The organism is Stutzerimonas nitrititolerans, from assembly GCF_003696285.1.
GTDB classification, from domain to species: domain Bacteria; phylum Pseudomonadota; class Gammaproteobacteria; order Pseudomonadales; family Pseudomonadaceae; genus Stutzerimonas; species Stutzerimonas nitrititolerans.
In genome coordinates, this window is record NZ_RFFL01000075.1 from 1 (window position 1) to 571 (window position 571).

Here is a 571-nt window from a genome sequence, read left to right on the forward strand (position 1 = left end):
GGAGTCTGGACCGTGTCTCAGTTCCAGTGTGACTGATCATCCTCTCAGACCAGTTACGGATCGCAGCCTTGGTGAGCCATTACCTCACCAACTAGCTAATCCGACCTAGGCTCATCTGATAGCGCAAGGCCCGAAGGTCCCCTGCTTTCTCCCGTAGGACGTATGCGGTATTAGCGTCCCTTTCGAGACGTTGTCCCCCACTACCAGGCAGATTCCTAGGCATTACTCACCCGTCCGCCGCTGAATCAGGGAGCAAGCTCCCTTCATCCGCTCGACTTGCATGTGTTAGGCCTGCCGCCAGCGTTCAATCTGAGCCATGATCAAACTCTTCAGTTCAATACTGCTTGGGTTTTGAGAAAACCCTAAACCTGGCTCAGCAATCGCAATCTCTTCCGGAGAACCTCCAGAAGAGCACTCAATGATTTCTCGCTGAGTACATTGTGATGCTGATAATCTTGCTGACCATCAGTCTGACTCCACAAGCACCCACACGAATTGCTTGATTCAGTTGTTAAAGAGCGTTTCGATCAAGTCTTTCGTCCCAACCGAGGCCGCGCATTCTACAGCAGCC

Annotated in this window: 1 rRNA gene; it reads right to left on the reverse strand. The window is 52.2% G+C overall.

The annotated features are described in order from the left end of the window. A 16S ribosomal RNA gene (locus EA795_RS20765) occupies nt 1-336 on the reverse strand; the annotation flags it as partial. Nucleotides 337-571 lie beyond the last annotated feature (235 nt).